General features: G+C 41.5%; 33 protein-coding genes. 11 read left to right on the forward strand and 22 right to left on the reverse strand.

The features are described from left to right. Positions 1–43: 43 nt before the first annotated feature. The 5 genes from F957_RS12885 to F957_RS12865 form a co-directional block, all read right to left on the reverse strand. On the reverse strand, positions 44–433 hold the full coding sequence (locus F957_RS12885; protein ID WP_016540873.1) for a DUF3106 domain-containing protein: 390 nt from the start codon (positions 431–433) through the stop codon (positions 44–46). Next, positions 423–746 (reverse strand): hypothetical protein, encoded by a 324-nt coding sequence (locus tag F957_RS12880; protein ID WP_004654617.1) that lies wholly within the window; start codon positions 744–746, stop codon positions 423–425. Before F957_RS12880 ends, F957_RS12885 begins: the two co-directional genes overlap by 11 nt. After that, positions 733–1,350: an RNA polymerase sigma factor gene (locus F957_RS12875; protein ID WP_016540874.1), complete on the reverse strand. Its 618-nt coding sequence runs from the start codon at positions 1,348–1,350 to the stop codon at positions 733–735. The genes F957_RS12880 and F957_RS12875 overlap by 14 nt, the downstream gene beginning before the upstream one ends. Before the next feature lie 159 nt (positions 1,351–1,509). Further along, on the reverse strand, positions 1,510–2,286 hold the full coding sequence (locus tag F957_RS12870; RefSeq protein ID WP_004805656.1) for a TrmH family RNA methyltransferase: 777 nt from the start codon (positions 2,284–2,286) through the stop codon (positions 1,510–1,512). A gap of 57 nt (positions 2,287–2,343) precedes the next feature. Next, positions 2,344–3,315, reverse strand: coding sequence for a class 1 fructose-bisphosphatase (locus F957_RS12865; RefSeq protein ID WP_016540875.1), 972 nt, complete (start codon positions 3,313–3,315; stop codon positions 2,344–2,346). Positions 3,316–3,492: 177 nt separating this feature from the next. On the opposite strand from F957_RS12865, the gene F957_RS12860 reads away from it, so the two are divergent. Beyond that, positions 3,493–3,678: an NF038105 family protein gene (locus F957_RS12860; RefSeq protein WP_016540876.1), complete on the forward strand. Its 186-nt coding sequence runs from the start codon at positions 3,493–3,495 to the stop codon at positions 3,676–3,678. Positions 3,679–3,736: 58 nt separating this feature from the next. Here the strand turns inward: F957_RS12860 and pal are convergent, their stop codons facing one another. The 11 genes from pal to F957_RS12805 form a co-directional block, all read right to left on the reverse strand. Further along, entirely contained in the window at positions 3,737–4,303 is a 567-nt protein-coding gene (gene pal, locus F957_RS12855) for a peptidoglycan-associated lipoprotein Pal (RefSeq protein ID WP_016540877.1), read from the reverse strand. A gap of 22 nt (positions 4,304–4,325) precedes the next feature. After that, positions 4,326–5,609, reverse strand: coding sequence for a Tol-Pal system beta propeller repeat protein TolB (tolB, locus tag F957_RS12850; protein ID WP_016540878.1), 1,284 nt, complete (start codon positions 5,607–5,609; stop codon positions 4,326–4,328). 99 nt (positions 5,610–5,708) lie between these two features. Further along, positions 5,709–7,100: a cell envelope integrity protein TolA gene (gene tolA / locus F957_RS12845; protein ID WP_016540879.1), complete on the reverse strand. Its 1,392-nt coding sequence runs from the start codon at positions 7,098–7,100 to the stop codon at positions 5,709–5,711. Positions 7,101–7,103: 3 nt separating this feature from the next. After that, on the reverse strand, positions 7,104–7,556 hold the full coding sequence (gene tolR / locus F957_RS12840; RefSeq protein WP_016540880.1) for a protein TolR: 453 nt from the start codon (positions 7,554–7,556) through the stop codon (positions 7,104–7,106). After that, on the reverse strand, positions 7,556–8,254 hold the full coding sequence (gene tolQ, locus F957_RS12835) for a protein TolQ (RefSeq protein WP_016540881.1): 699 nt from the start codon (positions 8,252–8,254) through the stop codon (positions 7,556–7,558). The genes tolR and tolQ overlap by 1 nt, the downstream gene beginning before the upstream one ends. A 24-nt stretch (positions 8,255–8,278) precedes the next feature. Further along, positions 8,279–8,686 (reverse strand): tol-pal system-associated acyl-CoA thioesterase, encoded by a 408-nt coding sequence (gene ybgC, locus F957_RS12830; RefSeq protein ID WP_004654599.1) that lies wholly within the window; start codon positions 8,684–8,686, stop codon positions 8,279–8,281. A gap of 91 nt (positions 8,687–8,777) precedes the next feature. After that, on the reverse strand, positions 8,778–9,440 hold the full coding sequence (locus F957_RS12825; protein ID WP_016540882.1) for a hypothetical protein: 663 nt from the start codon (positions 9,438–9,440) through the stop codon (positions 8,778–8,780). A 13-nt stretch (positions 9,441–9,453) separates the two neighbouring features. After that, complete coding sequence (gene ruvB / locus F957_RS12820; RefSeq protein ID WP_008941766.1) at positions 9,454–10,452, reverse strand: Holliday junction branch migration DNA helicase RuvB; 999 nt, start codon at positions 10,450–10,452, stop codon at positions 9,454–9,456. 7 nt (positions 10,453–10,459) lie between these two features. After that, positions 10,460–11,065, reverse strand: coding sequence for a Holliday junction branch migration protein RuvA (gene ruvA, locus F957_RS12815; RefSeq protein WP_005274094.1), 606 nt, complete (start codon positions 11,063–11,065; stop codon positions 10,460–10,462). Between the two features lie 9 nt (positions 11,066–11,074). Then, positions 11,075–11,749 (reverse strand): hypothetical protein, encoded by a 675-nt coding sequence (locus F957_RS12810; RefSeq protein WP_016540883.1) that lies wholly within the window; start codon positions 11,747–11,749, stop codon positions 11,075–11,077. Next, the gene (locus F957_RS12805) at positions 11,749–13,089 is read right to left on the reverse strand and encodes a deoxyguanosinetriphosphate triphosphohydrolase (protein WP_016540884.1); all 1,341 of its coding nucleotides are present in this window, start codon (positions 13,087–13,089) and stop codon (positions 11,749–11,751) included. Before F957_RS12805 ends, F957_RS12810 begins: the two co-directional genes overlap by 1 nt. 211 nt (positions 13,090–13,300) lie before the next feature. Between F957_RS12805 and F957_RS12800 the strand changes: the two genes are divergently transcribed. The 3 genes from F957_RS12800 (at position 13,301) to F957_RS12790 (ending at position 19,163) form a co-directional block, all read left to right on the forward strand. Next, complete coding sequence (locus tag F957_RS12800) at positions 13,301–13,813, forward strand: hotdog fold domain-containing protein (protein WP_016540885.1); 513 nt, start codon at positions 13,301–13,303, stop codon at positions 13,811–13,813. A gap of 238 nt (positions 13,814–14,051) precedes the next feature. Beyond that, positions 14,052–17,882, forward strand: a complete 3,831-nt coding sequence (gene purL / locus F957_RS12795; protein ID WP_016540886.1) for a phosphoribosylformylglycinamidine synthase — start codon at positions 14,052–14,054, stop codon at positions 17,880–17,882. Between the two features lie 75 nt (positions 17,883–17,957). After that, positions 17,958–19,163, forward strand: coding sequence for a multidrug effflux MFS transporter (locus F957_RS12790; RefSeq protein WP_016540887.1), 1,206 nt, complete (start codon positions 17,958–17,960; stop codon positions 19,161–19,163). 64 nt (positions 19,164–19,227) lie between these two features. Here F957_RS12790 and F957_RS12785 read toward each other — a convergent pair whose 3' ends face one another. Beyond that, entirely contained in the window at positions 19,228–19,776 is a 549-nt protein-coding gene (locus F957_RS12785) for a hypothetical protein (protein ID WP_016540888.1), read from the reverse strand. Between the two features lie 377 nt (positions 19,777–20,153). On the opposite strand from F957_RS12785, the gene F957_RS21860 reads away from it, so the two are divergent. The 6 genes from F957_RS21860 (at position 20,154) to F957_RS12765 (ending at position 22,296) form a co-directional block, all read left to right on the forward strand. Then, complete coding sequence (locus tag F957_RS21860; RefSeq protein ID WP_016540889.1) at positions 20,154–20,315, forward strand: hypothetical protein; 162 nt, start codon at positions 20,154–20,156, stop codon at positions 20,313–20,315. Positions 20,316–20,339: 24 nt separating this feature from the next. After that, positions 20,340–20,714, forward strand: a complete 375-nt coding sequence (locus F957_RS21775) for a hypothetical protein (RefSeq protein WP_016660279.1) — start codon at positions 20,340–20,342, stop codon at positions 20,712–20,714. A gap of 62 nt (positions 20,715–20,776) precedes the next feature. Next, entirely contained in the window at positions 20,777–21,190 is a 414-nt protein-coding gene (locus F957_RS12775) for an NUDIX hydrolase (RefSeq protein WP_016540891.1), read from the forward strand. Between the two features lie 34 nt (positions 21,191–21,224). Then, a complete protein-coding gene (locus F957_RS12770; protein ID WP_235716423.1) occupies positions 21,225–21,692 on the forward strand; it encodes a hypothetical protein in 468 nt (155 codons plus the stop codon). Positions 21,693–21,787: 95 nt separating this feature from the next. After that, positions 21,788–21,919 (forward strand): KGW motif small protein, encoded by a 132-nt coding sequence (locus F957_RS22050; RefSeq protein WP_016540893.1) that lies wholly within the window; start codon positions 21,788–21,790, stop codon positions 21,917–21,919. Between the two features lie 62 nt (positions 21,920–21,981). Next, on the forward strand, positions 21,982–22,296 hold the full coding sequence (locus tag F957_RS12765; protein WP_016540894.1) for a YqfO family protein: 315 nt from the start codon (positions 21,982–21,984) through the stop codon (positions 22,294–22,296). Positions 22,297–22,299: 3 nt separating this feature from the next. On the opposite strand, the gene F957_RS12760 is transcribed toward F957_RS12765, so the two are convergent. Together F957_RS12760 and F957_RS12755 are read right to left on the reverse strand one after the other, a co-directional pair. Next, a complete protein-coding gene (locus F957_RS12760) occupies positions 22,300–23,445 on the reverse strand; it encodes a glycerate kinase (protein ID WP_016540895.1) in 1,146 nt (381 codons plus the stop codon). A gap of 134 nt (positions 23,446–23,579) precedes the next feature. Then, positions 23,580–24,380 carry an enoyl-CoA hydratase-related protein gene (locus F957_RS12755; RefSeq protein WP_016540896.1) on the reverse strand — a complete coding sequence of 267 codons (801 nt, stop codon included), beginning with the start codon at positions 24,378–24,380 and terminating at the stop codon, positions 23,580–23,582. Between the two features lie 107 nt (positions 24,381–24,487). Here F957_RS12755 and F957_RS12750 point away from each other — a divergent pair, with 107 nt between their 5' ends. Continuing rightward, positions 24,488–25,060, forward strand: coding sequence for a nicotinate-nicotinamide nucleotide adenylyltransferase (locus F957_RS12750; RefSeq protein WP_171068277.1), 573 nt, complete (start codon positions 24,488–24,490; stop codon positions 25,058–25,060). 13 nt (positions 25,061–25,073) lie between these two features. On the opposite strand, the gene F957_RS12745 is transcribed toward F957_RS12750, so the two are convergent. The 3 genes from F957_RS12745 to F957_RS12735 form a co-directional block, all read right to left on the reverse strand. Next, positions 25,074–25,436, reverse strand: a complete 363-nt coding sequence (locus F957_RS12745) for a glyoxalase superfamily protein (RefSeq protein ID WP_016540898.1) — start codon at positions 25,434–25,436, stop codon at positions 25,074–25,076. Between the two features lie 11 nt (positions 25,437–25,447). Then, entirely contained in the window at positions 25,448–26,017 is a 570-nt protein-coding gene (locus F957_RS12740) for a CAP domain-containing protein (RefSeq protein WP_016540899.1), read from the reverse strand. Between the two features lie 109 nt (positions 26,018–26,126). After that, the gene (locus F957_RS12735; protein ID WP_016540900.1) at positions 26,127–26,588 is read right to left on the reverse strand and encodes a peroxiredoxin; all 462 of its coding nucleotides are present in this window, start codon (positions 26,586–26,588) and stop codon (positions 26,127–26,129) included. Positions 26,589–26,601 lie beyond the last annotated feature (13 nt).

Below are 26,601 nucleotides of genomic sequence, written 5' to 3' on the forward strand. Positions count from 1 at the left end.
TAGCGCCTTTAAGGCGCTATTTTTTATTCTAATCATTTAAAAATTAGTGTTCAGCGTATTTGGTGAGATACTCTTCTCTGATATTGATACGTTCTTCGGTACTGGCATTTTGCATACGTTTACGTAATGTATTCCGTTCTTGCATACTCATTTTTTGCCATACATCACGCATTTTTTGCTTTTCTTCTTCAGGTAATTGCGTGAACCACTCCATCCGCTGTTGCAATTGCGAACTCTGATTGGTCGGAATTTCCTTCAGGGTCTGATAACGTTGAATTAAAACGCGTTGCTCTTCAGGGGACAAGTCATCCCAAGCTTCTTCCGTTGTCGGTTTATTTGGTTTAGAGAATACCCAAAAGCGCTCTGAACCTGCAAAACTGGTTTGTAATAAGCCGAGTGTACACACAACAAGTGCTAATTTTTTAGCTGCCATGTGGAACTTTATCCTCACCTAAGACCAATAACATTTCCATATCTTCAACCATTTGTGGTGAAAGTTTTGGATTTACGACAACCTGATTTTGAGGTTGATCTGCTAATTGTAACGAGCTAGGCAGAACCACAATCCCCATAAGGGCGGCAGCAAACGCAAAACCAGTCATTTTCCAAACACTGTAATAAGAGGTTGGTTTCTTTTGCACAGTATCAAGAACATGATTCATCACCATCATTTTGTTGTGATGTTGTTCTTTCGCAAGTTGGTCGAGTCTGGATGTCACATGTTTAGTGAACTCATCTTTTTTCATTTGATGATCCTCCCGTATGCGGGTTTAAATGCTCTAAAGCAATTCTGAGTCCCTGAATTGCGCGGTGGTAATGTGTTTTCACACTGCCTTCACTGCAATCCATAATCTGTGCTGTGGTCATTGTATCGAAACCTTCCCACGCTCTAAGCATAAATGCTTGTTGTTGACGGACGGGTAATTGATTGATCGCCGCTTGAATTTCCTCCATCGTGACTTCTTGATCAAGAAACTCGAATGGGTTAGGGGTTGATTCATCGATAACATCAATAATTTCTTCGTCATCATCTAAACTAATTTTTTTAAATAATGAGAATGGACTGGCGCGGCGAGCTTCTTTGCGTCGCCAGTCTTGAAGTTTATTATTTAATATGGTGTAGAACAGGGGATACCATTCTTCAGTACTTTTATCTGCATATGATTTGTGCAATGAAATGAAAGCTTCTTGCACTAAATCCATCGCAATGCCTTGTTGTCCCTGCGTTGCGCTTTCCATCATAACCAAGGCACGACCTGTAACGTCTTGCATAAAAAAACGCAGACGTTGTTCAACGGTACTGCGATCAGTACTGTTTTCGGTTCGAGCCTGTTTCGGTGCTAAATCCATAGAGATGGAAAATCCTGTCATGGATACCCACCATTAATTCCAATTCATTAATCATATAACGTTGAAAATGGTGGGCGCGTTGACAACTTAAGCAATTATTTTTAGTAGTGTAATTGATTTTCTCAGTAAAAAAATCGTAATTAAAATAATTTAACGTTTTTACTGACGTTGACGAACCATTTCAAAAAAGCATACTGAGCCTGCAATTGCGACATTAAGTGACTCTTGTCCACCAGGTTGAGGGATCGCCACTGCTTGAGCATGCTCAAGTGCATAGTCACTCGCACCTTGACCTTCGTTGCCTAAAATCCAGACGCATGCTTGAGTTAAATCTTGGCTATATAAGCTGGTTGAGCGATGTGAACTGGTCACAAAAACTGGAATTTGAAATTTTGGAAGAATATCCGTGAGCTGGAAGTTTTCAAAACATTGAAGACTAAAATGAGCACCCATCCCTGCTCGAAGCACACGTGGAGACCACAGTGCAGCTGAACCTTGTGTACAAATCACCTGTTTGATATTTGCAGCGGCTGCAGAGCGGAGGAGTGTACCTACATTTCCAGGATCTTGAACATTTTCTAGAATTAAAGTGTCGGCCTTAAAATCAATGGTAGCAGCAGTTTTGGGCAGGTCGACAATCGCTAGACATGGAAGGGTTGTGCCTAATGTGCTTAAATCTTTATACAGGACTTCACTGATAACGAAGATGTGGGCTTGATGGAGTTCAATCACCTCTTGTAAATCTGGATGTTCTAAGGCTTGTTCGGTGGTAAATAAAGAAAATATTTTTTTCTGCTGTTGCAACCAAGCCAAGCACAGATGTGTACCTTCTAGAACGGTTTGCTGATGTTTTTTTCGGGCACTGTTGAGCTCGATCAGACCACGCAAATGTTTGATTTTTGCATTGTCTTTGGATTCTAGGAAAATAACCGCCATAAGATAAACATCCAAAAGGGCATCATAACTTTATAATGCCCTGATTATAAAAAGTAATTAGTGGTAGCTTGTTACGCGTTCTACTTCGTTTTTAGAGCCAATAATAACAGGAACACGTTGGTGTAGTTCTGTTGGTTGGATATCCATAATACGAACACGACCTGTTGTAGACGCGCCACCTGCTTGTTCAATCAGCATGCTCATTGGGTTTGCTTCATACATCAAACGTAAGCGGCCTGCTTTCTTCGGATCTTTTAAATCGTAAGGGTAAAGGAAAATACCACCACGGCATAGAATACGGTGAATATCACCGACCATACATGCAACCCAACGCATATTAAAATCTTTTTCACGGACTGATGTTTTACCCGCTAAAAGCTCATCAATATAACGTTTCACAGGGTTTTCCCAGTGACGTTGATTTGATGAGTTAATTGCAAACTCTTGTGTATCTGCAGCAACTTGTACTTGTTCAGTGGTTAATAAGAAACTTTGCGTGGTTGGATCGAAAGTAAAGAACACCACACCTGCGCCCACAGTAAGCGCTAACATGGTCGAAGGACCATAAAGCACATAACCCGCAGCAACTTGTTCAGTACCTGCTTGCATAAAGTCGGCAGATTGAGTCACAGCATTCTTTGCAGGAAGGATAGAGAAAATCGTACCCACACACATATTAATGTCGATGTTGCTTGAACCATCGAGTGGATCGAATAAAACCAGATATTTACCATTTTCCTGAGCAGGGGTGAAATCATCTAACTCTTCTGAAGCTAGACCGCCGACTTGAGGATGCGCTTTTAATGCATCAATCAGGTAATCATTTGAAATAACATCGAGTTTCTTTTGTGTTTCACCTTGCACATTTTCATTGCCTGCGCTACCCAAAATACCAGCTAAAGCACCTTTTTGTAATGCTTGGTCAATGGTTTGGCATGTTGAAGCAATAGTTTCGATCACTTGTGCCAACTCTGGAGTCAAATTCCCATTTTGTTGTTCTAGGTATTGGGTCAAATTAAGGTTTGACATATTGAATAGCTCCGATTTAGCCGCGTCAAAAATTGATAAAAAAGAATGAGGGTATTCTAGATGAGATCGTGCAAAAATAAAAATTATCTTACTTTATTTATGTTGCTTTTATGATTACAAGCACGTTATTACATGCTATGTTGCATAGATACTAAACAGGATGTTTGGAGGTTAAATATGACAACCAAGAATTTTGAGGCAACGCCCACGCCGAGCGAACCGATTAGCTTAGATACGATTTCCAAAGAAAATGTGCAGGATGCATGGAAACAGTATGAGGCCAAGCCAGAATACAAAGAGTTTAACAAGCATGATTTGATTGAGTCGATGCAAAACAAGTCTGACCCTCAATCTTCGTCTTGATGAATGATATAAAAATGCTCACATGAAGTGAGCATTTTTATTTAAAGCACAACCACGATTATTTTAATAGTGGTGGAACGGCTTCGTAGTTGATCTCTACACGGCGGTTTTCTTTCCATGCAGCTTCATCATGACCTGCGTTCACTGGCGATTCTTTACCGTAGCTAACTGCTTCAAGTTGCTGTGGGTTTACACCGTTGGTAATCAAAAAGCTTTCAACCGCTTTTGCACGGCGTTCGCCAAGTGCCATATTGTATTCACGTGTACCACGCTCATCGGTGTGACCTGTAAGGGCAACACGAGAGTTAGCATTGGCAACTAAGAATTGAGCATGTGCTTGAAGGGTTTGATAGTCTTCATTCGATAAGTCGCTGCTGTCATAGTTGAAGTGAACAACGCGCTTAGCCAAGAAGGCTTTATTTGCAGCAGTGACGCCTTTTGAAGATGCGCCCGCCAAGTTTTGCGCGTTTAATGCTGCATCTTCACTTAAACCATCTGTACTGACTGTGGTTGAGCCATTTGGATTGGTACCAGTGGTAATATCAGCAGCAGGTTTACGACTTGCACAACCTGTGAATACAAGCGTAGCAGCAATCAGCGGAAGCGTAAGATATTTAATGTTCATATGATTCTCCAATCGATTAAACTTATTTTGGTGCCCAAGCTGGTTCACGAACTTCACCTTGTTCGCTTGGTAAATTCATGCGGAAACGGCCGTCAGTAGACATAACCGATAATAAACCACGGCTGCCTTCACGCGTTGCATAAACCACCATCTGTCCATTTGGTGAGAAGCTTGGTGATTCGTCTAAACTGGTCGGTGTGAGAATATTGGTGATACCGGTATTGATATCTTGGATTGCAACTTTGTAGTTACTGCCACTTGGACGGTGGACTAACGCAATCTTTTTACCGTCAGCACTTAAGGTTCCACGTGCATTGAATGCACCTTTGAAGGTCAAGCGTTTGACCGAACTGTCATCAAAACTATAGCGATAAATTTGTGGTGAACCGCCACGGTCCGAGGTAAAGATAAATGATTTACCATCGGGTGCATAACGTGCTTCAGTATCAATCGCAGTATCATTGGTCATGCGTTGAACTTGGCGTGTGCTTAAATCCATTTGATAAACTTCAGGGTTGCCATGCATTGAAGCAGTGAACAACATTGATTTACCATCTGGTGAGAAGCTTGGGGCACCATTCAATCCACGGAAGCTGGCTAAAACTTCACGCTGGCCTGTGGCTAAATCTTGTAAATAAATTGCAGGACGCTTAGTTTCAAATGACACGTATGCAATTTTCTTGGCATCTGGTGTCCAAGCAGGAGACAGAATAGGATCTCGTGAGGTCAGGACAGTTTTAGGTTGTTCGCCGTCTGTATCTGCAATCTGTAAGGTATAGCGCTGAGCAGGCGTGGCCTGATTACGCAGTACATAGGCAATACGACCGCTAAAATCACCTGCAATACCTGTCAATGCCTGATAGATGGTATCACTGATCATGTGGCCTGCTTGGCGAATACGTGAGCTAGGTACAGTCAGCACTTCATTGAGTAAATATTGTTGTTTTTGTACATCATAAAGTTGGTAATGAATTTCAAATGTGTTGGCATCAACGGCTTTCATTTGCCCAACGACAACATAAGGCACACCTGCATTTTGCCAATCACCCGCTTGAACCTGATTAAGGCTTGCGGTTGCTGGTAAATTTTGAGATGCACTGGTAAAACGGCCTGAACGATTTAAATCACGCTCGACAATCGGATAGATTGCGCTGTCATTAGCAAACGGTACAATTGCGATTTTCGGCGCTTGTTCAGGTGCTTTGGCAATTTCAAGCTGTAACTGCGCAAATGTTGCTGTTGGAACAACTGCGCTAATTGCTGCGAAAACTGCTAAGGAGAGTAGGTGTTTACGAGTCTTATCCATAGTTACAATTACTTGCATTCGTATTTTTGTGGCTGTTGATTATTTAACATAGTTACAGGCTTTGTGCTATTAAAAGCCTGTAACGTTAACTATTCATTACTATTTTGCAGTAAAACTTGAAGTAAAGCTTCTAGCTTCACGGCGAGCAACTGGATCATCTGGCATTGGATAGGGTGCAGCAGCCCGAATTGCAGCCTCTACACTGGCTTTAACGTCTGGGTCACTTGCTGTTACCACAACTGATAAAACTGAACCACTATCGCTTAATGTCACGCGTGCGCTGGCACGTTGACCTGAAGAACCTGCTGGCATATTCCACGCACGATAGATTTTTTGTTCAAAATCTCGTTTCGCAGTTGATGCAACGCGTTTTGCATCGGCCTTTTTCTGAGCCGCTTCTTGTTCAGCTTTTTTGGCAGCTGCGGCTTTGGCATCTGCCTCAGCTTCGGCTTTACGTTTTGCATCTGCCTCAGCTTTTGCCTTAGCGTCAGCTTCGGCTTTGCGTTTGGCGTCTGCATCGGCTTTTGCCTTCGCATCTGCATTTGCTTTACGTTTTGCGTCAGCATCGGCTTTACGTTTAGCGTCTGCATCAGCTTTTGCTTTGGCGTCTGCATTCGCTTTGCGTTTCGCATCTGCCTCAGCTTTAGCCTTGGCATCAGCTTCGGCTTTACGCTTCGCATCTGCGTTGGCTTTCGCTCTCGCATCGGCCTCAGCTTTACGTTTTGCATCGGCTTCAGCACGTGCCTTGGCATCAGCTTCGGCTTTACGCTTCGCATCTGCGTTGGCTTTTGCTCTCGCGTCGGTCTCAGCTTTACGTTTTGCCTCAGCTTCAGCACGCGCCTTAGCATCTGCCTCAGCTTTGCGTTTAGCATCCTGTTGCGCTTGAAGTTTTGCGTTTTCGGCAGCTTTTTGCTGTCTTAATTTCGCATCTTGCTCCGCTTTTTGGCGCGCCTTAGCTTCAGCCTCTGCTTTTGCATTTTGTTCAGCTCTACGCTTCGTATCTGCTTCAGTCCTCGCTTTTGCCTCTGCTTGGCGTTTCGCTTCAGCGTCCGCACGTTGCTTTTGTGCTTGAGCTTCTGCAAGTTTACGTTGTTCTTCAACTTGCTGTGCACGAGCAGCTTCATCTGCTTTGCGTTTTTGCTCAGCAAGTTTGGCTTGCTGTGCCTGTTCAGTTTTTTGCTTTTCAGCCGCAAGTTGTTGTGCAGTTGGTGGCGGAGGGGTTACAGGAATATTTTCAGGAAGTGTTGTATCCACGACAGGGCTTTGCACTTCTTCTGCCTGATGTTCAGCAGAGACTTGTTGCTCAGGTTGCTGTAAAGACTGGGGTAAATCTTCTGGCTTCACCAAAATAGTGGTCAGTTTTTTAGGTTCTTCAGGGGGGTTACTCAAGCCTAAAAACAGTAAGCCAACAATTGCGATTGCATGGACACCGAGTGTGAAACCCAGTGCAATCGCATTTTGTTTAAAAGGTGGCTCTTGAAATTTTTTCATAGCTTATTTTAACGGCTCTGTCAGTAAGCCAACTTGAGTAAGGCCTGCTTCTTGTAGACTCGCCATCAGTGAAACAACTTCACCATAAGGACGAGATTTATCACCATTGACTAATACAGTCAGTTGTTTATTGTCCTGTTCAGCTTGCGTCTGGGCTTCACTTAAAACAGTTTCAAGTTGTTCAAGCGAAAGGGGATCACTGCCTTTGTACTCTTGATATTGCAAAAAGATATTGCCATCTTTACCAATGGTCACCATGGCTGGCATATCTTTGGATTCAATTGGATGATTGTTTGCTTGAGGTAAATCGACCTTAATACCACTGGTGATCATGGGTGCTGTCACCATGAAAATGACCAACAGCACCAACATGACATCGATATAAGGAACGACGTTCATGTCGCTTTTCAGTGGTTTTTTAATCCGTTCAAAACGTCCAGATCGTTGAATCGCCATTATGCATCTTCCTGTGTCGTTCCAATCGCTTGACGCTGTAAAAGGGCAACCATTTCTTCTGCAAATAATGCACGATCTGAATAAGTTGCTTCACCTTTAGCGGTAAAGTGGTTAAACGCAAGTACAGCAGGAATTGCTGCAAATAAACCAATCGCTGTTGCAATCAGGGCTTCTGCAATACCAGGTGCAACAGTTGCCAAAGTCACTTGGTCAACAGCAGCAAGACCGATAAAGGCATTCATGATGCCCCAAACTGTACCGAACAGGCCGATATAAGGCGCAACTGAACCAATACTGGCAAGCGCACCTAAACCGACTTCCAAGCCGCCTTGATCACGGCTTAAGCCTACACGCAGGATACGTTCAGTTCCCTCGATGGTTTGAGTGGTATCTGCTTTACGTTTTTGTAGCTTAAAAAACTCACCGAGGCCTTGATAGAAAATATCTTCTAGGCCACGGCGTTTAGAGTTCAGTTGAGCATTATTGTAAAGCGTATTTAATTCGGCACCTGACCAGAACATTTTTTGAAAATGCTCATCCTCTTGTTCTGCTTTTTTAAAGCCCATATATAATTTGGCAATTAAATACCAGCTATAAATTGAAGAGAGTAGCAGGATCAGCATGACCAGTTGTACAACAGGACTTGCTTGTAAAATTAGGTCAGAAATATGCAGGGAAGATTCTAAGTTAGTTGCCATAAGTTGCTGTGCCGAAAGTTTATTTTAGTCCTGTGCTAATTCTTTTTGAATCAGATCACGAATTTCATCAGGAAGTCTACGTGGCATTAACTCTTTGTTTAAACATGCCAACACAACCTCACCTGAAGCCAGCAAGATTTCACCACGATAAATATTTTGTTGCAACACAAAAGATGCGGCTTTACACGAAATAACACGTGCTGTAACGGTAATTAAATCATCCATTAATATTGGGCGTACATATTTAACAGCAATTTGATGTACTACGAAGTTGTAATCTTTTTGATGCCAATAATGGTCAACACCTGCTGCACGTAACCATTCGGTACGAGCACGCTCCATAAAACGGATATGATTGGCATGGTAAACGATACCGCCTGCATCTGTATCTTCGATATAAACGCGAATGTTGAACTCAAAATGATTTGCCATGATAAAAATCCATTCTTGATACGAGGTGTTGAATAGTGTCGCAGTTTAGCATATTGATTTTTGGGGCAAATGGCACAACAGATCAAGCAAGCTATTCGTTTGAGTTTTTATCTAAGATTAAAGTCTGCGTTGCATAATCTTCTAAATGTTCAGCAAAATAGCCTGCAACAATCAAGGTTTTTAGAGGATCATCTTTTACTTTATTGTATTGAATGTAATCTTTTACACGGTCGTATAGCATACATAAACCTAAAAAACCAACTGCAAAAATGATAAATACCAACCATTCTGGGGCTTGGTTAAATAAGTAAAGTGAAATGCCGAGCATACAGCAACTGATCAATAGAATTGCCAAGTTTTTAAAAGTCAGTATAGGTTTGCGCGGTGGGCGATGTTCCTCGACCATCTGCTTTAGATCGTCTTGAAAGCATAATGAAATAAAGATTGTAGCGTGTGTATGGTCAAAGGCAAGGCTTGTGAGTGACCAGTCCAAATGTGAGCTAATGTTGAATTGTTCAAGCTGCTCACTAGAAAGGGAAACAGCTTGTTGTGTTGAATCGACAAGTTGACAAGAGAGTGACAATGCAGAATGAGCTTGGAGAAGCGCATCTAAAAATTGTCTTTGTTCTTGGCGATATTCCGAAAACATCACATATCGAGGCAACTCTTCGATAGGCGGTAAATCAGAAATAACGTCTTGATACGATACTTTAATTCTTTCTATAAGTTGTTGTTCATCTAGGGTTTGAGTCATGATTTATCTATATTTATGATTCAGGTGGTGTCATACCAAATTGTAAATATGCCATATTGGTTGCAATACGGCCACGTGCGGTACGCATCACATAACCTTGTTGAATCAAATAGGGCTCAATTACGTCTTCAAGCGTTCCGCTATCTTCCGCCATGGCTGCGGCTAAGGCTTCAACACCAGTTGGTCGACCCTCAAAGCGTTCCAGTAACATACTGAGATAACGCCGATCGAGCGTATCTAAACCTGCTTTATCGACATTGAGCATGTCCAAAGCCCGTTGCGCCATATCCTGAGTCACTTCACCAGTGCCTTTGACTTGGGCATAGTCACGGACACGACGTAATAATCGATTGGCAATACGGGGCGTCCCACGTGCACGACGGGCGATTTCTGTTGAACCTTCATGAGTAATCGGCACATCCATTAGGTTCGCTGAACGGGTCACGATATGGGTCAGGTCTTCAACTGAATAGAACTCTAAACGCTGTACAATCCCAAAACGGTCACGTAACGGGGAGGTGAGCAAACCTGCACGTGTTGTGGCTGCGACTAAAGTGAAGGCTGGCAGATCGAGCTTGATTGAACGAGCCGCAGGGCCTTCACCAATCATAATATCCAGTTGGTAATCTTCCATGGCTGGATAGAGAATCTCTTCAATCACGGGTGAAAGACGATGAATCTCGTCAATAAACAGCACATCACCTTCTTCTAGATTGGTGAGCATTGCGGCTAAGTCACCAGCACGTTCCAATACTGGGCCAGAAGTTGATTTTAAATTACCGCCCATTTCTCTTGCGATAATATTCGCCAATGTGGTTTTACCTAAACCTGGTGGACCAAAGATCAAGGTATGATCCAGTGCTTCACCACGACCACGCGCTGCACCAATGAAGATTTCCATTTGCTCACGAACCACGGGCTGACCAATATAGTCAGCCAATGAGGTTGGGCGAATGGCACGATCAAAATGATCTTCAGGCTTTTCTGTTCCGCTAATAAGACGATCTTGCATATATCTATTACTTCATCATGGATTTGAGCGCAGCACGGATAATGTCAGCCGATTCAGTATAGTCTGCTTTGACTGCTGCCACTGCTTTTTGTGCTTCTGCTGGTTTATAACCCAGCGATTGTAAAGCGGCTTCAGCTTCGGCAACTGGTGAATTTGCCATAAATTGAATTTGAGCAACTGCTGCATTCGTGGTACCGCCGGTTGAATGCGCTAATGCTTTGAAACGATCACGTAATTCAATCATTAAGCGTTCTGCAGTTTTCTTGCCCACGCCAGGGACTTTAATCAGCGTATTAATATCATCATGTTCAATCGTGTGAATCAGTAGCTCAACACTTAATGTCGATAAGATGCCCAAAGCCATTTTAGGACCAACGCCATTCACTTTGAGTAGTGTACGGAAAATGGTTTTTTCTTGTGCATCACTAAAACCATAAAGTTGCTGAGCATCTTCACGAACCACTAAGTGCGTCCATAAAGTGACTTTCTGTCCTTTTTGTAATTGGCAAAATGTCGAAAGTGGTGTGTCAATTTCATAGCCAACGCCGTTTACGTTGAGTAATACGGTTGGGGCTTCTAGGGCAAACACTTCGCCAATTAAACATCCGATCATTGAGTCTTTTCACTTATTTGTTAATGGTTGAATAGTAGATGCCATTTGTTCTAAACGCAAAATGGCTTTTAGAATTTCTTTACGATTTCGTGTGGATTTTATCCAAGCAGGTAAACGGCTTAAGTAAGCTTTATTTTTATTGGTACAGGTTTTCTGTCTTAGCTCTGCAGAGATATAAGCTTTCAAATCGTTTAACTGTTCTGTGTTATACACGAAAATGAGACCATGCCTTGTTTCTGTGGTGAGATATAGACGATAGCCAAAGAAGGGGTCTTTATTGATTTCAAACCCTGATTTTCTCGGAATTTTATAGGTGAATAACGGATAAGGGGAAGTATACACTTGCTCTTTTTGGCAGAAAGTACAATTCAGCTTTATAAAAGGCGGAAGAACACTCGGCTGAGCATAAGATTGAGAAAAGTAATATTTTCCACGCTTACAAGAGCAGGTTTGATTAATTTCTACGTTGATCTCATCAAAATAGCCTAAGTTGTTTTGTTGCTGCTGGTCTTGATCAAAAGTTTTACAGCAGGATAAACAGCTAAAAACAATGCTTTTTTTAGGCTGATTAGATAATTCTTGCTGAAAGACCTGAGCGTTGCTCTGACAAAATGGGCATACCACTAAAACAGGAGCATGTGTAAAACTATCCCAGGTCTTACCTTCATCAATAAATCGCTTCATTAAAAAAAGCCTATTTTATTGCCTTGCAACTCTTGCGCCAGACTATAAGCCTGATGGTCAGAGAACTTACTAATAATATCGAGAACTTGCATAATATTATTATAGTGGTTGTTTTGCAGATTTACCCCTGAATGTTGCAAAATAGACATTAAGCGTTGCTCTTTAAAGCTTAAGGTTTTATGTGGCATGGTCAGTGGGATAAAGGCATCCAGAATGGTTTGTAGACTTTGATGGGCAATAATCTCCAAACCTGATTTTTGAGGATGCTCAAAAATACGGTCTTTGGCCAGATTCTTTGCAGTTTGAATTCCTGCTTCAATATCGGGTGAGCAATATTGTAATAGGCTACCTTTAAGTTGGCCGGTTAAAATTTCATAATGATGTTTGGCGAAAGCGGTGGTGACTTCATCGACGAGACGCTTCATTACACGACCGCGTAAAGCTGCAATCTTTTGCTGCCAAGTGGTATGCGGTAAATGTAATTCTTCTGGATAACCATAATCAGCAATCAGATTCAGAAAAATCGGCTCAACTTCAGCATAGTTCAACATATTGAGAATGATGCCATCTTCTAAATCAATCAGCGCATAACAAATATCATCAGCCGCTTCTAATAAATAGGTCAGCGGATGACGACAATAATGGTATTTACCAAGTTGAATGAGACCGAGCTGTTCTGCCAACTGTCTTAAAATTTCTTTTTCAGATTGATAACAGCCAAATTTTGCCCGTTGATGTGAAGGCGTATCGCCTTGTTCTTCAATTGTTTTTGAGAGCCATGGATATTTTAAATAAGCACCCAATGTGGCACAGGTTAAACGCATGCCACCATCATCAGGGTGGTAATCAATACGACTTAAAAGGCGAAGTCCTTGAGCATTGCCTTCGAATTGGCGTACATCGGCTGCCTCTTCTGGAGTGAGCCTAGCCAGAAAGTCGCGATGTGAAGCATCATCAAACCATTCCCGAATGGCATATTCACCTGCATGGCCAAAAGGAGGGTTTCCAATATCATGTGCTAAGCAGGCTGCTTGAATAATCGCACCAACATCCGCAGGTGAAATCCACATCGGTAATTCATCTTTGATTTTTTCTGCGGCGAGCATGCCGAGTGAACGACCGATACAAGAAACTTCAAGCGAGTGTGTTAGACGGGTGTGAATCCCATCATGTTGAGTCAGTGGGTGAACCTGTGTTTTTCTATTTAGCTGGCGAAAACTTTGGGAAAATATAATTCTGTCATAATCTTTATGGAAAGGGCTTCGAGCCAATTCAGTACTACTTTTTTTGCTACCTAAACGAATTGCAGAAAGCAATTCTACCCAACGCATTTGTTCCATTCATCTTTATTCACTATGAGTTCAGGCTCATCATGCCAAAAAAAAGATTAAAGCACTAGAGTAGGGCGACATAAGTTGTCTTAATCAGGTAAATATTGGAGTTTAAAGGTTTTGACTTATCTCTTCTGACAATTACAGCAGGATATGCAGCGATATAGCTACTCAGATCGATGTGTTAATTTGTGGTTTACTGAATATATTTAGACCTAAGATGAAAAATTCAATTGACTACCTTAGCCATAAATTAAAAAAGCATACGAAAGTTCAATCAAATACTGTATTGATTGCCTATCAGGTATTACGAAAAATCCCAGGTGGGTTAACTGTACTTTCGAAAACTATTAGTCGAGTTGCGCCTTACTTTCGCACAGTTAACCCCGTAATTACAAAGCTAGAAGTTGGTTTTTGTGAAGCCTCGATGTCTAAAAGTCGCAGTGTAGAAAATCATATTGGAACGGTGCATGTGATTGCGATTTGTAATGGTTTGGAGTTTGTGATGGGTGTTGCCATGGAGGCATCTATTCCCTCGCATCTCAGGTGGTTACCAAAAGGAATGCAGGTGGATTATGTGGCTAAAGCCAATTCGGATATTCAATTGACAGCAAAGATTAATGACGATTGGAGAGTAGGTGATATGCAAGTGGAGGTAGTCGCTAAAAGGGAGGATGGGCAGCCCGTTGTACAAGGTTATATAACAATTTGGGTTACTGAAAAGAAATCGTAAAACAGAAGAGAAAAGCCCTCAAATTTGAAATACAGCTTATTCAGATCAAGTAAATGAATTGTTACGAATAAAGTAAAATGGATAAAGCTACAAGAAATTAAGTCGTTTGCAGTAGAAAACTCTGATTTTTAAGATGGATATAGCTAGCTGAAATGAGCCTTTCACAGTAGAATATGCGCTCTTTCATAAGTCACATTGTGGTAGGTTCGTTAGACCCACCCGTGGAGCCAAAGTCAACATGTTTATCGTGGCCGGTGCATCAGCACATTCTTCTTTCAAGAAAGCTCAACTCTTAAACCGATTAACGTCAATGAGTTCTGTTCAATCTTTTGACAGCCAGTGGGTTTATTTGTTTGATCAAGCGCTCAACGAGCAGCAACATCAATCGGCATTACAACTTTTAAACGATGGTCAATCTTTCGAACTTCGCCAAGCTGCAAGTGATGAAATCCAGATTTTAGTCACACCGCGTGTAGGGACAATCTCGCCGTGGTCATCTAAAGCAACCGATATTTTCCAAAACTGTAATACCCCAATTCACCGTTTAGAGCGTGGTCTGCTGTTTACACTGAAAGGTGTGAAAGAGATCTCAAATGAAGTGAAATTGGCTTTACATGACCGTATGACAGAGAGTGTTTTTGCTCAAATTGATGATGCAAAAGCTTTATTCTCAGAAACTGCGCCGAAGCCATTGAACTCAATTGATATCTTGGGTCAAGGAAAAGAAGCGTTAGTTAAAGCCAACAATGAGTTTGGCTTTGCTTTATCTGAGCAAGAAATTGATTACCTTACCGAAGCTTTTACCAAGCTGGGCCGTAATCCAAACGACATCGAATTGATGATGTTTGCACAAGCAAACTCAGAACATTGCCGTCATAAAATCTTTGGTTCTGAATGGACAATTGATGGTGAAAAACAGCCATTATCCTTGTTCCAAATGATTAAAAATACCTATAAAGAATCTCCGACCGATGTGTTATCGGCATATAAAGATAACGCATCTGTGATCGTGGGTTATGACACCATGCGTTTTTATCCGAAAGCGGATGAAAATGGTCACTTCGTTTATAAATATAAGAGCCAAGCTGCTCATATTTTAATGAAGGTTGAAACACACAACCATCCAACTGCCATTGCTCCATTTGCTGGGGCTGCAACAGGTTCGGGCGGCGAAATCCGTGATGAAGGTGCAACGGGTCGTGGTGGTAAACCAAAAGCGGGTTTAACAGGCTTTACTGTTTCGAACTTAAATATTCCTGGTTTTGAACAGCCTTGGGAAGATAACTACGGTAAGCCTTCACGTATGGCTTCGCCATTACAAATCATGATTGAAGGTCCATTGGGTGGCGCTGCGTTTAATAACGAATTCGGTCGTCCAGCATTGAATGGTTATTTCCGTACTTTTGAACAGAATGTCAATGGTGAAGTGAAAGGCTTCCATAAGCCAATCATGATCGCTGGTGGTTACGGCAACATTCGTCCTGACCATGTTGAAAAAGATGCAATTCAACCGGGTGACTTGCTCATTGTGTTGGGCGGTCCTGCAATGTTGATCGGTCTTGGTGGTGGCGCAGCGTCTTCTGTAGACAGCGGTACCATGGGTGAGAGCTTAGATTTTGCTTCGGTACAACGTGAAAACCCAGAAATGGAACGCCGTTGTCAAGAAGTGATTGATACCTGCTGGCGCTTAGAAGACTTTAACCCAATCGTGTCTGTACATGATGTGGGTGCAGGTGGTGTATCTAATGCTATGCCAGAACTTGTGAATGATCATGAGTTGGGTGCAGTGCTGAACCTGCGTAAAATTCCATCATTAGAGCCAGGTATGAGCCCGATGGAAATCTGGTCAAACGAAGCGCAAGAACGTTATGTGCTTGCCATTCGTCCAGAGTCTTTAGAACAGTTTGAAGAAATTTGTGCACGTGAGCGTTGCCCGTTTGCGGTATTGGGTGAGGCGACTGAAGCGCGTCACTTAACGGTTGAAGATCCGTTGTTTGAGAACAAGCCTGTTGATATCCCAATGCAGGTGATCTTAGGCGGTACACCGCGTATGCAACGTTCATATGAAACGATTGAGCGTACAGGCAATGACTTTGACGCTGCAAAAGTTGATTTAAAAGATGCGATTTTCCGCGTATTGAAGAATCCTACAGTCGCATCTAAATCATTCTTGATCACCATTGGTGACCGTTCGATTACGGGTATGGTTGCACGTGATCAGATGGTGGGTCGTTGGCAGGTGCCTGTTGCAGATGCAGCAGTAACCACCACTAGCTTGCAAGGCTTCACAGGTGAAGCAATGGCAATGGGTGAACGCCCACCAGTAGCATTATTGAATCCTGCTGCATCGGCTCGTTTAGCCGTTGCTGAAGCGATTAGCAATATTGCCTGTGCCAACATTGAACAAATCAGTGACATCAAGCTTTCTGCAAACTGGATGGCAGCGGCAGGTCAAAAAGGTGAAGACCAAGCCTTGTTTGAAGGCGTGAAAGCGATTGGTATGGAAATGTGTCCTGCATTAGGCATTGCAATTCCAGTTGGTAAAGATTCACTTTCAATGCGTACCACGTGGAACGATGGTGAAGACAAAGCGGTGACTTCGCCAATGACCGGTGTGATCACAGCATTCGCACCAGTGTTAGACGTTCGTAAAACATTAACGCCTGAATTGAAAAATTTAGCTGATTCAGTATTGGTTCGTATTGATCTATCTAAAGGTCAATTCCGCCTAGGCGGCTCGATCCTTGCACAAGTGTACAAAGCCATTGGTTCAGTGACTCCTGATGTCGATAGTTTTGATGACTTCAAAGCATTCTTTGCCTTGATTCAAGACTGGAACAATCGTGGTGTGATTAAGGCTTACCATGATATCGGTGATGGCGGCCTATTGGCGACTGTTGCGGAAATGATGTTTGCTTCACGCTTAGGTGTGGCATTAGAAAATCAAAGCACTGAAAGTTTATTCGCTGAAGAAATTGGTGCTGTGCTGCAAATCACAGCAGCGGATTGGGCTCAGTTAGAAGTTGAAGTTGCAGCATCAAGCCTGAAAGATGCAATTGCAGTTGTGGGTCGTGTCAATACAACCGATCAATTGGCTGTCAATGGTTTGACTTTAGAACGTGCTGAATTACAACAAGCATGGGCAGAAGTATCACACCAAATTCAACGCTTACGTGACAACGTAGAAACTGCGGATCAAGAGTTTGCTTTAATTGCAGATCAAAACCACAAAGGTTTAATTGCACAAGCAACCTATGATTTAAATGAGCCTGTTGAAGCGCCGTTTATCAATACACGTCGTCCTAATATGGCGATCTTGCGTGAGCAGGGTGTTAACGGTCATGTTGAAATGGCAGCTGCTTTTGACAAAGTTGGCTTTAATACCATCGACGTACACATGAGTGACCTCCTTGCAGGTCGTGTCAGTTTAAGCGACTTCGAGGGTTTAGTGGCGTGTGGTGGTTTCTCATACGGTGACGTGATGGGTGCTGGTGGTGGCTGGGCGAAATCAGTCTTGTTCAATGCCAAATTACGTGACCAGTTTGAACAGTTCTTCCATCGTCAAAATACATTCAGCTTGGGCGTATGTAACGGCTGTCAAATGATGTCGCAACTTGCACCACTGATTCCAGGTGCTGAGCATTGGGGCCGTTTCCACCGCAATACTTCAGAAGTATTTGAGGCGCGTGCCGTGAATGTTCGCGTAGAAAAATCAGTTTCTGTCTTACTTGAAGATATGCAAGGTTCAATTTTACCAATCGCTGTTGCGCATGGTGAAGGTCGTCTGGTTGCAACTGAACAGCAAATTGCAGCTTTAAATGCTGAGAACCAAGTGATCTTGCGTTATGTGGATAGCTTGGGTCATCCAACTCAGCACTATCCATTGAACCCGAACGGTTCGCCTGAAGCGATTACTGGTTTAACTTCTAAAGATGGTCGTGCAACCGTGATGATGCCACATCCAGAGCGTAACTTCCGTGCATTACAACATTCTTGGAAGCCAGAAGACTGGGCTGAAGATGGTGCTTGGTTACGTATGTTCCGTAACGCACGTAAATTTATTGGTTAATTAAACCCATGCAATAAGCCACCGTTAGGTGGCTTATTTAATTCCGTATAAAATAATCATCAATGGACAAGAAAAATGAAATCAAAAATCCATTTCCACGAATTTGCATTGCTGATGGCATTACTCATGTCCATCGTCTCTTTCTCGATTGATGCTGTTTTACCTGCACTCGGTGAAATTGGTCGTGTTTTTACTTTACAAAATAGTAATCAGGCGCAATGGGTCATCATCAGTATTTTCTCTGGCATGACCATTGGACAGTTGATTGCAGGACCCTTATCCGATGCAATTGGACGGAAACGGATTTTATTCACTGGCATCGTGATCTACTTTATAGGCAGTTTATTGTGCTATTCCACCCAAAGCTTTGAATGGTTCTTGCTGGGTCGTTTTATTCAGGGTGTTGGTGTTTCAGGGCCTTATGTGGCTTCGATTTCCATCGTTCGGGATAAATACAGTGGTGCCCAAATGGCGCGGATCATGTCACTGATCATGATGGTGTTTATGGTCGCACCTGCGGTTGCACCGAGCTTGGGACAGTTGATCATCCATTTCTTTGGCTGGCGCGATATTTTTGTGTTGTATATGGTTTATGCGGTAGCTGTTGGAGCTTGGGTGGCTTTGCGCTTGGAAGAGACCTTGGTACCTGAAAATCGTCTGCCAATGCGGGTACAAGCCTTTAAGGATGGTTTTAAGGAAGTGGTGAGCAATAAAACCACTATGAGCTATTTGTTATGCGCAGGCTTTTGTTTTGGTGGATTTATTGGCTATCTCGGAACTTCACAACAAATTTTTATGCAGCAATTTGGCAAAACAGGGCAGGAGTTTAGTGCTTATTTTGCTTTACAGGCAGGTATGGTGGGGATTGCATCCTTTGCTAATTCAAGAATTGTCATGAAGTTTGGTATGCGCCCTATCTGTATTTATGGCTTTCTTGGTTTAAGTCTAATCTCATTGCTGTTCCTCATCATTCAGCTGTCTGGCGTATCCATCTCATTCTGGATGTTTATGTTGTATACCTGCATTTTGTACTTATTGTTTGGTAGCTTATTTGGCAATCTCAATGCGATTGCAATGGAACCCATGGGGCATGTTGCGGGTATGGCTTCTGCCATTATTGGGGCATCGTCTTCGGTATTATCGCTGATTCTCGCTTCTATTATTGGTCAGTTATATAACGGAACTTTAATTCCAATGACCTGTGGTTTTGTGATTCTATGTGGTTTGGCATTTGCGCTGACCTTATATGAAAAAAGGCAGTTAACTAAATTAGAAAGTTAAATCTTATAGTTCTATTTTTGCACTGAAATCTGTTTAAAAGCCATCATCAGATGGCTTTTTATATTTAGCTTTTGATGCAACTCATTAAGGCATCACGCGCTCTGAATCCACCGCTAATGGAGGATGCGTAAATTGTTTTGCCCTGCAATAGAATTTCCATTGCGCCAACATCATCCAGCTGGGGAGCCGTCTGTACCATAGTTACAGGAACGAACAGCATACCTTTGTTTTGGCTAGGAAGTAGAGTCGCCTCAGTTGGCATAACGGAATGATCTGTTCGTATGACAATATCGAGTTGTTGATTGCTGGTGGTGATTGGTATATGAGGACCAGTAAAAAGTAACGCTCCTGTATTTTTTTCTGTCGGGCCAAAGAGAGTGAGCTGATTTAATCCTGAATTATAAGAGACAGCACATCCTCCTTTCCTGCCTCTGTATTTGGAGAGAAACCAGATTCCATGTTCACCTTGATAAATTTGTTTCATGTTTTTAGAGGGTGTTGATGAGTAGTGTGAATTTGCATCAGTTTGAATGGACTCATTTGCATAGAGAAAGGTTGATTCTGTTAAAGCAGTAAAAGTGAAAATTAGGGTCATTAGAGGTTTATGGGGCATATAAATACTCTTGCTTTGCATTCTAGTTTTAAAAATTCTATTTACTCGCTTTAAAATCTAATTGAGCGAATCATGGGATATTTGACTGTGCGTTATATATCCTGATTGGTCTTTTATATATTTTTTTAACATAGGTTAAAAGATCATAAGATGATCAATAGCTAAAATTGTCCTATGATGTTTATTATTAAAGAATAAGGTGTTTGATAATATGAGCACTCATTTTTTTTTAGGTAGATCGATGGGGTGTTGTGGCTGATGATGGCAAAGGTATTTTTGGTATTCGAATAAGAGTAGTACGTGAATAGCTGAGAACAATGCACTTGATGGTGTAAAAAAGGTAGAGATTGTAAAATTAAAGAATTAGAGATTTATATATGGTTGATTTTATTTCTGAGTTGATAAACTGTCGACATGAAGATACGCATTTACCTTTTTATCCAGAAAATATTCAAGGCTATACAGAGCAAGAACTTGACCAGATTGCTGAAATTTATAATCTAGAGATACATGGGCAGTTCCGAGAGTTTTTATTGTAAATGGGAAGATGCTCAGGTGGTTTGTTGTGGGGTAGTGTATCTATGTTCAGATATTCATGGAATAAAGAGGCTTATACAGACTATCAAAAAGTTTTAGATGATGAAGATGAAATAAATAAACCTAAAGGGTGGATTAGTGCAGTTGAAAATAAACTCTTCCCATTAACAAATGAAAATGAAGGCAATCAGTTTGCATATCTGGCGACTGCTTTAAAGAATGATTATGTTTGGCCATGGGATGATGGACAACCAGAATCTGAATTTAGTTGTACTGGATCTACACTTTTAGAATATTTAAAATGGTTAGTGGCGGATGAGACTAAACAAGCGCGGTTTTGTGACAAATCGGTCAACTTTGAACAGGATAAAGAATATATTACGGGAAGATTATTAGACTAAATCATTGGTTTGAAATTAAAAGTTTTATTTATATAACTTCGAGCGACTAAAAGTGCAGTGCTATGAAAAAAGTTGTCCCTGTAATTTTAAGACATTCAAATCAAGGCCGAGAAATATTGGCTTTTCATCATCCACTTGCTGGGACTCAATTGGTCAAGGGTACTATTGAACATGATGAGCAATATGAACAGGCTGCGATCCGTGAGTTATTTGAAGAATCAGGCTTGATTGCTCAGCCTAATCCTAAGTTTATCGGTGATCTCATACTGAATGTTAATCAGCAAAACTGGTATTTCTATTTATGTGAGGTGACTTGCGAATTGGCTGAAACGTGGCACCATCATTGTCAGGATGGCGGTGGGTTAGATTTCAAATTCTTTTGGTATCCTTTAGATCAACAACCAGATGATCATTGGCATGAAACCTTTAGAGAAGCCTTAGGTTTTCTAAATAGTCTGATTGTAGGCAGAAAATAATTTAGTGAACAAATTAAAGAATGTTGTCTACGTATTGGCTGAAAAAATCACAAATCGCTACCATGACTATAATGGGTTTTGGGGCATAGGAGTCCTTTATTCAGATTGTTTACAGTATAATACGACTCGAATTGAATTAGATTTACTTCATCAAACGTCTAGTTTAGAAAGCAAAAATTCGATTCATTTTTTGAATGATTTAATAAAAATACTCATGTTTTATTTAGATAAAAATAATTTAAATTTAGAGCAGTTAAAAGCTGTAAAAATTATAATTGAATATGATCTTGATCATAATATTTCACAAAGAAATGTATTGTGGGGAGATTTTTACAGTGTCGAGGTGAAGATCATGAGCATTTGTGATCGAATGTATAAACAAGAACGTTATGGTTATTGTTTTCCTCATTTGATGTGGGATCGCGAAAAATGTGGTTTATCTGACACGATCTCGCCGAGTACCGTACATTTTTTGAAAAATTATTTCTATAAGAATAAATAATAAATAATGAGACTTTTTAAGGTTTAAGATTAATTTTTCAGTGGCTCAATTCTTGCTTCTTATATTTTAACAATGAACAAAATATGAGAAGTCTGATGATGAAAAATGCAAATTATTTAAGAACAGTGCATACCAAAGATCGAGGTTGGTTTTGGTTTGGTCTAACGGTGCTGATTCAAGTGCTATTTATTGTCGTGAGTTACCTAGCGATCAATATTTCACTTTGATTCTTCAGCTTTTATCGCGTTATGATGAGAGTCTCATCTATTTGATTTGAGCTGTTTAAGTGATGCTAAAACTAATTTATTACGTGCCAGAATCTCATTTGAAATCGACTAAACAAGCGATTTTTGCTGCTGGGGCGGGTGGTATTGGCAATTACGAACATTGTGCGTGGCAAGTCAAAGGAACTGGACAGTTTAAGCCCGTAAAAGGTGCGAATCCCTTTTTAGGGCAATTAGATGAATTAGAGCAGCTCGAAGAATGGCGCGTTGAAACCATTGTCTCTGAAGAAAAGGCCAGTGCGGTGGCAAAAGCTTTAAAGGCAAGCCATCCCTATGAAGAACCTGCTTTTGAGTTTATCCAGATTTTAGAGATTCAATAAACTTTATTCTTTTCTAAGCATACTGCTTTGAATCAACCGAGCGATATCTGTTGTCCGTGCATGAATCAGCTCTGCCGCATTTTGACAGGCTTCTTCTAGACTGGTTGGGCCTGAGGTTAAAGAGAAGGCAGCAGTAACACCATGTGGGTAAAGTGCTTGGTAATTCTCTCCAAGTGTTCCTGTAATCACAATGACAGGGATATTGGCGGCTTGTGCTATTTTGGCGACACCGAATGGAGTTTTACCATTCAAGGTCTGCTCATCAAACTTGCCTTCACCTGTAATCACCCAATCTGCACCTTGGATTTTGGCAGCGAGCTGATTTAATTCCGCAATGACTTCGACTCCAGATCGAAACTCGGCTTTTAAGAATGTTCTAGCAGCAAAACCAAGTCCACCAGCAGCTCCTGCACCAGCTTCATGACGTTGATCGACGCCAAGCAATTGTGTGGTGACATCGGCAAAATGGGAGAGGGCTTGATCTAACTCTAACACTTGTTGAGGTGAAGCCCCTTTTTGTGGCCCAAAAATATGAGAAGCGCCATTGGTTCCACATAAAGGATTGGTCACATCGGCGGCTAATCGAAATTGGGTTTGTTGAATCCGTGGATCAAGCTGATCTAAATTGATTTTAGCTAAGTTTCGCAGTGCAATGCCGCCAGCGGCTAGGGGATTATGCTTTGCATCTAGAAATGTTGCCCCTAATGCCGTCAATAAGCCTGTGCCTGCATCATTGGTTGCGCTGCCGCCGACAGTCAGTACAATTTCCTTTGCACCCGCATCCAAAGCAGCGAGGATCAGTTCACCTGTACCAAAAGTACTGCTGATACATGCATCTCGATCAGCAGGTTGCACCAACTGGATACCACTGGCTTGTGCCATTTCAATAATGGCAATTTTTTCTGTGGCTAACCAGCCCCATTTAGCCAGTACAGGTTCACCAAGAGGGCCTTGTACCATTTGCTCACGCCATTCCCCTGAACAAACTTCTAAGACAGCCTCGATAGAGCCTTCGCCACCATCCGCCATGGGGCATTGAATGATTTCTGCATTAGGAAAGACCTGTTGCCAACCTGAAGCAATTGCTTGAGCAATCTCCTGTGCAGATAGGCTGTCTTTAAAGGAATCTGGGGCAATCACAACTTTCATAATTGTTTGTAACTTTATCTTGTTCTGACCTGAGCTTAGTCTGTCTGGTGTGGAATAGCTAGATGAATGCCAAAAAGAAAAAAGCCACTGAATTGTATCAACTCAGTGGCTTGGTTTAATCAACGATTATTGCATCAATTAAACTGAGAAAAATCAGGTTTACGTTTTTGCATAAAGGCTTGTACTGCTTCCATCATTTCAGGAGAACGTACACGTTGCATAAAGATTTCAGCTTCATCATCAACACATGCGATGATTTCAGCCAAGTCTTGTTTCATCAGAGCTTTAGTTTGTTTGATCGAAGCCAATGGCAACGCAGCTAAATGTTGAGCTGTTTGTTGCGCAGTGGCGTAGACATCTTCAACCACATCATTGACAAGATTGGCTTTAACCGCAGTTGCTGCATCAAATTTCTTCGCAGTGAAGAGCAATTCAGCGGCTTTTTGATAGCCTGCCTGCTTCACCAATAAACGACTTGCTGCGCCTTCTGGAGATAGGCCGAGGCTAACAAATGGAATCTGGAACAGGGCAGTATTGTCTGCAAATACCATGTCAGCATGTAATAAGATCGTCACGCCGATACCGATGGCGACGCCTTTGACTGCAATAATGAGTGGCTTAGAAAAACGCGCAGCAGCTTTTAACAATACAAAAGGAGGCTGATCACCCGCTTTGCCTTCATGTGGTTTTTGAATAAAACCCATAAAGTCTTTCATGTCATTACCCGCAGTAAAGTCTTGTTCTGCACCACGGAAAATGACCACACGAACGTCTTTGTTTGCATCGGCTTCATCTAGAGCTTTTGCGATCCAAAGGTAAAGTTCGCCATAGAGTGCATTTTTTGCTTCTGAACGGTTAATGGCTAAGGTGAGTACGCCATCTTCTAAATTTGCTTGCAAATGTTGATGAGGTTGTTGAATACAGCTAAGTGTCATCGTACTATCCTTGCTTTAATCCAGATTGATTTTTAAGTGCCCTCATTATGTCGCATATTTATCTGAATGACACAACTGATGAGTTCACAAAAAGTGAAATTAAGCCTATGTACACATTTGACTATCTTGTTTTTATTGGACGTTTTCAGCCTTTTCATTTGGCACATCTAGAAACTATTGAAATTGCATTACAGCAAAGTCAGAACGTGATCTTGGCTTTGGGCTCAGCTCAATCTGAACGAAACATCAAGAATCCTTTTCTGGCGACTGAACGCGAGCAGATGATTCTGTCAAATTTCTCTGAAGATGAACAAAAGCGGATTCATTTTGTACATGTGATTGATGTTTATAATGATGAAAAATGGGTTAAACAAGTCAAAGATTTGGTCAATGGCGTCATTCAGCCAAATACAAAAGTTGGTTTAATCGGTCATTTCAAGGATGAATCTTCGTATTATTTACGTTTATTCCCTGAGTGGCAGATGGTGGAGCTGGATAGTTTGAAGAATTCAATTTCAGCAACGCCAATGCGTGAGGCTTATTATCGTGGAGAGATTCAAACTGAATTTTTTCCTGAGGGGACAATTCAGTTTTTGAGTGAATTTCAAAAATCAGCGATGTATCTGAAACTACAACAAAAATTTAAGGACAATGATCGCACCAATATTGATGAGTCTTGATACTGAGGGAACGTTAAGCATCTTCCCAAAAGATAATTCGATTGGAAAATGGATCTGTGATACTGAGTTCTAAAGTTTCCCAATCGGTTTTCTCTACTTGAGGTTTGGCAAATTTATAGTCTTTTGTATCAATCTCAGCCTGTAGCAGTGTCAGATTTTCCCAGTAAATTCGAATGGCACTATGCGGACTGGCATCACCGAAATGCTCGGATAGATGGATAATACAATCGCCTTTGGAAATCTGTAGATAAACAGGGAAGTTATCCCCAAAAGTATGTTGCCAATCGAGTTGAAAGCCTAAATAGTCCAAATAGAATGCTTGAGCCAGTTCGACATCAAAAATACGAAAAATCGGGGTAATTGATCCAGATAGCATGCTTCTTCCTCTTAGCGAACACCAAACTGTTGAGTCCAATAACTCTTTTGTTTGGTTGAAGCATCGACTGTACAGGCTAGCGCGTAGTCTGTAAATTTGGGATGCATTAAATTATGACAATGCACAGGACTGGCAAGCCATGTTGTCATTACCTCATTTAAATTTTTTTGTCCACGTGCTACGTTTTCACCGCCACCTCGACCTTTAAAAGGTGTTTGTTTTAGACGGGTTCTAAAATCTTGACCTGTGCTACTGACATGTCCGAGCACACTGTACTGCGCCATATCTTCGGCATGAGCCAAGGCACTTTGATATAAATGATTGTTCCATTTGAGTGGTGCAACTGCTGGAAAATACTGTCCACCACATTGACGTGGATGTTGCCGAATTTCATTAATTGCATCAAGCAGCACTTGTTGATAAGCAGGGTTTTGTAGGTCTTGGCAGCGTATTTCGGTCGCTGGTTTTTCAATTTGGGTGACTAAGGGAGCAGAATCTTGAGAAGTCGTAGGTGCATTGGAGTTACATGCTGCCAGAAAGAATAATAAGGCTAGTGGCAAAAAAGCATTGAGATGGTTCATTTTAAATGTCTTTAATTTAATTCTTTTAATTTATTTATCATACGCCAAGCGGAATTTGCTTCAATAAAAAAAGCGAGTCTTTAACCCGCTTTTTTGTTACTCAACATGATTATGCGGTTTGTAATGCTTTGAGGTCTTCAAGCACTTGTTCTGCATGTCCTGCCGCTTTGACTTTGCGATAGCTTTTGACCAATTGCTGGTTATGGAAAATAAAAGTTGAGCGTTCGATGCCCATCACTTGTTTACCATACATATTTTTTTCTTTGATTACATCGAAATGCTTGCATAACACTTCTTCTTTATCGCTGATTAAATCAATCGTCAGTGCTTGTTTTTCAGTGAAGTTCTGGTGTGCTTTGACTGAGTCGCGTGAGACGCCAATAATTTGGCAGTTTAGAGCATCAAATTGGTCTTTTAAGCAAGAAAAGCCAACTGCCTGAGTGGTACAGCCAGGGGTTGAATCCTTTGGATAAAAATAAAGTACCAACCATTCACTGTTGAGTTCAGCGAGATTGATTTCCCCTTGTGTGGTTGGGAAAACATGATTCGGTAATTGAATATTCTCAGACATTGTTCATCCTTCG

It is taken from the genome of Acinetobacter gyllenbergii CIP 110306 = MTCC 11365 (assembly GCF_000413855.1).
Lineage (GTDB): Bacteria > Pseudomonadota > Gammaproteobacteria > Pseudomonadales > Moraxellaceae > Acinetobacter > Acinetobacter gyllenbergii.